Annotated in this window: 1 protein-coding gene (cut by a window edge); it reads left to right on the top strand. The window is 77.0% G+C overall.

Translation table 11 applies throughout. The annotated features are described in order from the left end of the window. Positions 1-124 precede the first annotated feature (124 nt). A protein-coding gene (locus VP06_RS36785) for an SDR family NAD(P)-dependent oxidoreductase (protein WP_156295824.1) crosses the window boundary here: on the top strand, positions 125-6,000 show its start. The gene runs 13,492 nt beyond the window's last position; 5,876 of the gene's 19,368 nt are visible here — the first part of the coding sequence; its start codon is at positions 125-127; its stop codon lies off the right edge, out of view.

The following is a 6,000-nucleotide window of genomic DNA, read 5'->3' as shown; positions in this document are numbered from 1 at the left end:
GCTGTGGCTCGGCGGAGCGGCTCCCGAAATCGCCGCTCCGCCCATCCCGGGCGCAAGGCGCCGCTCCCTGCCGCCTACCCCCCTGGCCGAGCACCGCTGCTGGCTGCCGGATCCCCAGCCCCCCATGCCCCCTCGGCCCGTGTCCGATCCGACCAGGCCGTGGCGCTCGGAGACTGAGCCGCGTCGGCTGCACTGGTCGGCCGAGGATCCGGTCCTGGCGCAGCATCGCCTCGGGGGCCGGCCGGTCGTGCCCGGGACGGCCCTCCTGCTGGCCATCGCCGACGCCCTCGGCGGCGGGCCGCTCCACTTGGCCGACATCGTCTTCCTGGCCCCCCTGTTCGGAGCGGAGGACGGGACCAGCGCCGAGCTGGTCCTGGCGGACGGGGTGGTCGCCGTCACGGGTGGCGGCCGGCCGGTGCTGCGGGGCCGCCTCGCTGCGGCTGAGGCCGGTGCCGGAGCCGACGCCCGGTCGGATGAGGTGGACTTCGGGGCGACCGGCCCCGGCCGCTTCGCGCCGGAATCGTTCTACCGGAGCCTGGACCGGGCCGGGACGGCTTACGGTCCGATCTTCCGCCGGATCGCCGATGCGGTCTTCGACGGCCGCACCCTGCGCGTCACGCTGACGCCCGGAGCCCCGGGCGCGGCGATGCTCGACGCCGCCTGGCAGGCCGCCGCGCTGCTCGGGCCGGAGCGGCGGGCCCATGCCCCCTTCGCCCTCGCTCGCATCTGGATCGGGGACGGGCTGGAGACCGCCGCGGCCGCCCGGCTCCAGCGCCGCGACGGCACCGGCTCGGACGGCGCGGGGTCCCTCACCCTCGACGGCGCCGTGACGGACCTCGCGGGCGCCGTCGTCGCCCGCTTCGCCGGCCTGGTCCTGCGCCCGGCGACCGGACTTGCCCCGCCGGCCTCGCCCGCGCCGGTGCCGCCTCCCGAGGCGCGGCCCAGCGCCCTGACCCTGCTCGCCCCGTGCTGGCGCGAGGAGGCGGTGCCCACCGCCGCGGCGCCGGGATCGGTCGCGGCCGTCTTCGCGCCGGCCGAAGCCGGCTTCCTGCCGGCCCTGCGGGACGCCGCCGGAACGCTGCGCGCGGTGCCCCTCGACACCGCCCCCGGGGGTGGCGCGCGGATGAGTCAGGCCCTCGGCGACGCGGACACGGTCGTGGTGCTCGCCGGGATCGCCGACGAGGAGACGGTTCGCGACGATGCGGCCCGGCTCCGCGACGGCGAGGCGACGGGCGTGGTGCCGCTGCTGGCGTTGCTGCAAGGATGGATCACCCAGGGCCGCCTGCGCGACCGGCGCCTGATCCTCGTCACGCGCGGAGTGCAGGCCGTCACCGCCGGTGCGCCGGTGCGGCCATGGCAGGCCGCCGCCATCGGCCTTGCCAAGGTCGCGGGCCTGGAACTGCCCCGCCTGGCCGCGATCACGGTCGACCTGCCGGTCGATCTGTCCGCCGCGGAGTGGCCCGCTGATGCGGCCGCCATCCTGGCCGAACCGGGCGAGCCCGGCGGCCGGGCCGAGATCGCCCTGCGCGCAGGACGGCGCTGGGTGCAGGAGGTGCGGCCGACCTCCCTGCCGGCGGCGGGTTTCAACCCGTTCCGGCCCTGGGGCGTCCACGTCATCGCGGGCGGTGCCCGCGGCATCGGTCTCGCGGTCGCCTGCCACATGGCGCGGCGGTCCCGGGCACGGCTGCTGCTGCTCGGCCGCAGCCCGGCGGAGAGCGCCGCGGCGGCCCTCGCGGCCATCGCCGCCGCGGGGGGCGAGGCGATCTACCGCCAGGCCGACCTGACCGATCCGCCCGCTCTGGCGGCGGCTCTGGACGAGGCGCGCACCCTCTGGGGGCCGATCAACGGCGTGATCCATTCCGCCCTGGTCCTCGCCGACCGCAGCCTGCTGCGCCTCGACGAGGACTCCTTGCGCGCGGCGCTCGACCCCAAGACGCGGGGGCTCGTCGCCCTGGCGACGGCCACCGCCTCCGACGCGCTCGATTATGTCGCCGTGTTCTCCTCGGCCAATGCGGTGTTCGGCAATGCTGGGCAGGCGAACTACGTCGCCGGATGCCGCTTCACCGACGCCTTCGCCGCCTGCCTGCGCGGCCGCGGCGTCAAGGCCGTGACGATCAACTGGGGCTATTGGGGCGAGGTGGGGGTGGTCTCCGATCCGGCCCTGCGCGCGCGGCTGGAGCGGCAGGGCATCCTGCCGATCACCGTCGAGGACGGCCTCGCGGCCTTCGAAGCCGCGCTCTGCGCCGGGGTGGATCAGATCATGCCGGTGGCGGGCACCGCCGACGCCTTCGCGCAGCTCGGGGTCCAAGCCGGGCCTGCTCGAATGGCGCCGTCCGATCCGCCGCCCGCCCCGGACCGGGAGGAGGCCGAGGAGGCCGGGCTCGCCCGGCTGGAACGGCTCGCCGCCCGCGAGACGGCGGCGGCACTGGCCGATCTCGGCTTCGTCCCCGGCCCGGCCCGGCATCCGGACGCCTGGATCGCCGCCTGCGGCGTCGCGCCGGCCTGGCACCGGCTCTTCCTCGCCTGCCTCGATCTCCTGGCGCGCCACGGCCTTGCGATCCGTGAGGGCGACGGCTATGCCGCGCGGCCGCTGCCTTCCGCCGAGGCCGGGGCTGGCGCGCGGATCATCGCCGAGAACCCGGGACTCGCCGCCCATGCCACGCTGCTCGAACGCGCCGTGGCGGCGCTGCCGGGGGTGCTGCAAGGCCGGGCCGACGGGCTGTCGGCGCTGATGCCCGGCGGCTCCCTCGATTTGCTCGAGGCGGTCTACGTCGCCGCCGCCGCCACCGACCGGCTCAACCGTGCGGTCGCCGAGGCGGTGGCGGAGTTCGTGCGCGCCGCCCCGGCCGACCGGCCGCTGCGGGTGCTGGAGGTCGGCGGCGGCACCGGCGGCACCACCCGGGCGGTCGTGCCGGTGCTGGCGGCGCTGCGGCCGGAGGCCGGCTACCTGTTCACCGATGTCTCGCCCGCCTTCCTGCCGCTCGCCCGGCAGCGTTTCGGCGGTGCCCTGGCGGGCTTCGAGACGCAGCGCCTCGACATCGCCGGCGAGCCGGACCCGGCGCTGCCGCCGGCGGATCTGATCCTGGCCGTCAACGTGCTGCACGCCACGCCGGACCTGCGGCAGAGCCTCGTGGCCTGCCGCCGGCTGCTGCGACCCGGCGGCCGGCTGGTGCTGACCGAGACGACCGCTTTGCGCGACTTCGCGACCCTGACCTTCGGGCTGACACCGGGCTGGTGGAACGCCCGGGACGGCGGTCGCCTGCCGCATTCCCCTGCGGCGAGCGCGGAACGGTGGCTGGCGCTGCTGGAGGCGGCGGGGTTCGCGGCCCCGCGCCGTGGGCCCGCTGCCGGCAAGGCCGGCCAGACGCTGTTCGTCGCCGACCGGCCCCCGGCGCTCCTGTCCCCCGGCGCCCGTCCCGACGCTGGCCCGCCGCCGCCCGCCGGCGCGCGGCCGGCCCTGCGGACCCATCTCGCGGGGCTCGTCGGCGCCGTGCTGAAGCTGCGGCCGGAGGCGATCGATCCCGCCGAGCCGTTCGGGACCTACGGGCTCGAATCGGTGATGGCCCTGGAGGTGATCGCGGCCCTGGAGCCGGTGGCCGGCCCCCTGCCGAAGACGCTGCTGTTCGAGGCCGATTCGGTCGAGGGCCTGGCCGCCTGGCTGGAGACGCACCGGCCGGAGCCGGCCCGGCGCCTCGGCGCCCCGGCCCGGGCCGCGGCCTTCCGCCCCGACCGGTCGGGCGCCGACCGGGTGAGCGCCGCCTTGCCCGCCGAGGCGGCCGCTCCGGCCGTGTCCGCTCCGGCCCTCTCCGCTCCGCTCCCGTCCGCTCTGCCCGCCGACGCCATCGCGGTGGTGGCGGTCGCCGGCCGCTATCCTGGCGCCCGCACGCCCGACGACCTGTGGGCGCTCCTGCGCGACGGCCGCAGCGCCATCACCGAGGTCCCGCCCGGCCGCTGGGACCATGCGGCGCATTACGACCCCGACGGCACCCGCGACGGCAAGGCCGGCACCCGGTTCGGCGGCTTCATCGACGACGTGGCGTGCTTCGACGCGCCCCTGTTCCGGATCTCGCCGGCCGAGGCCCGGGCGACCGACCCGATGGAGCGGCACTTCCTCGAAGTGGTCTGGGAGGTGCTGGAGGCGGCCGGCCACACGCCCGAGCGCCTGAAGCGAGGGGCCGAGAACCCCCTCGGCGGCGATGTCGGCGTCTTCGTCGGGGTGATGAGCCAAACCTACGAGCAGCTGGCGACGGAGATCTGGGCCAAGGGCCGCTATACCGGCGCGTTCTCGTCGCATTCCTCGATCGCCAACCGGGCCTCGTTCCTGTTCGACTTCACCGGGCCGAGCGTCGCGCTCGACACCGCCTGCTCGTCGTCGCTGAGCGCGATCCACATGGCCTGCGAGGCGATCCGCCGCGGCGATTGCCGCGCCGCGATCGCGGGGGGCGCCAACCTGCTGCTGCACCCCCTGCACCACATCCTGATGTCGGCCTACCGGGTGCTGTCGCCGGACGCCCTCACCCGGGCCTTCGGGGCCGGGGGCAAGGGCTTCGTGGTCGGCGAGGGGGTGGGCGCGGTGCTGCTGCGCCCCCTCGCCGATGCGCAGCGGGACGGCGATCCGGTCCTGGCGGTGGTGCGCGGCTCGGCGGTGAACACCTGCGGCCGCACCAGCAGCTACTCCGCCCCGTCGGTCACGGCCCAGGCGGCGGTGATCCGCGCCGCCCTGCGCCGGGCCGGCCTCGATCCCGCCAGCCTGTCCTACGTCGAGGCCCACGGCACCGGAACCGAACTCGGCGACCCGGTCGAGGTGCGCGCCCTCGCCCTCGCCTTCGCGGCCGAGACGGACGGCACCGCCGCCGGGGCCGCCTCGGAGGCCTCCACCACGGCCTCCTCGGACGCCTCCTCCACGGCCTCCTCCACAGCCTCTTGCGCCCTCGGCTCGATCAAGCCGAATATCGGCCATCTCGAAGCGGCGGCGGGGATCGCCGGCCTGACCAAGGTGCTGCTCCAGCTCCGCCACGGCGCGCTCGCCCCCTCGCTGCACGCCGAGCCGGCCAACCCGGAGATCGACTTCGCCGGCACGCCGTTCCGGGTCCAGACCGCGCTCGCCCCCTGGCCGCGCCGCGACGGCCCGCGTCGCGCCGGCATCAGCTCATTCGGCCTCGGCGGGGCCAACGCCCACCTGATTCTGGAGGAGGCGCCCGCCGCGGCGCCGGCGATCCCGGACGACGGCACCCCGGCCCTGATCCTGGTCTCCGGGCGCACCGAGGAGCGGCTTCGCGCCCAGCTCGCGCGGCTGGCGGCGGCCCTGCGCGCCGCACCGGACCTGACCCTGCGCGACGTCGCCTGGACCCTCCAGGTCGGCCGCCAGGCCCTGGCGGAGCGCTGGGCGCTCGTGGTGCGCGACCGGGCCGCGCTTCTGTTAGCCCTCGACGACCATCTCGCCGGCCGCCCGGTGCCCGGCTTGCAGCGCGGCAGCGTCTCCCGTCCCGGCGGGGCCGGCGCGGCGCCGGACCCGGCCGCCGCCGCCGATCCGCACCGCATGGCGGTGCATTGGGCCGCCGGCGGGCATCTCGTGCCCGAGCGCCTGCCGCGCAACGCGGCGCCGCGGATCGTGGCGCTGCCGACCTACGCCTTCGAGCGGAGGCGCTACTGGCTCGATGAAGGGCCGGGCTTCTCCAAGGAGGCGGTCGCCGCGTCGCGGGCCGAGGACCGGGCGGCCTCGGCGGCGGCCTCGCGTGAGGCGGCCTGCGCCGCCCCGGCGCCGGACCGCCTCGATCCGGTGGCGGATTACTACGACGCGACCCTGCCGGTGCGGGCCGACCGGCTGGAGGAATCGTATTTCTCCCTGGCGCCGCTGACCGACCCGCCGCCGGGCTTCTCCTGGACCCGCACGGTGCTCGATCCCCAGGCCGATCCGGCCTGCGCCGAGGCCCTGCTGGCGGGACAGCGCGACCTGCGCCGGGTGCTGCTGGCCGGCCTCGCTCTGGGCCGGCCCGGGAC

Source organism: Methylobacterium aquaticum (assembly GCF_001043915.1).
Lineage (GTDB): Bacteria > Pseudomonadota > Alphaproteobacteria > Rhizobiales > Beijerinckiaceae > Methylobacterium > Methylobacterium aquaticum.
The sequence above is the reverse complement of the archived record's forward strand: the minus strand, read 5'-3'. Positions and strand labels throughout refer to the sequence as shown.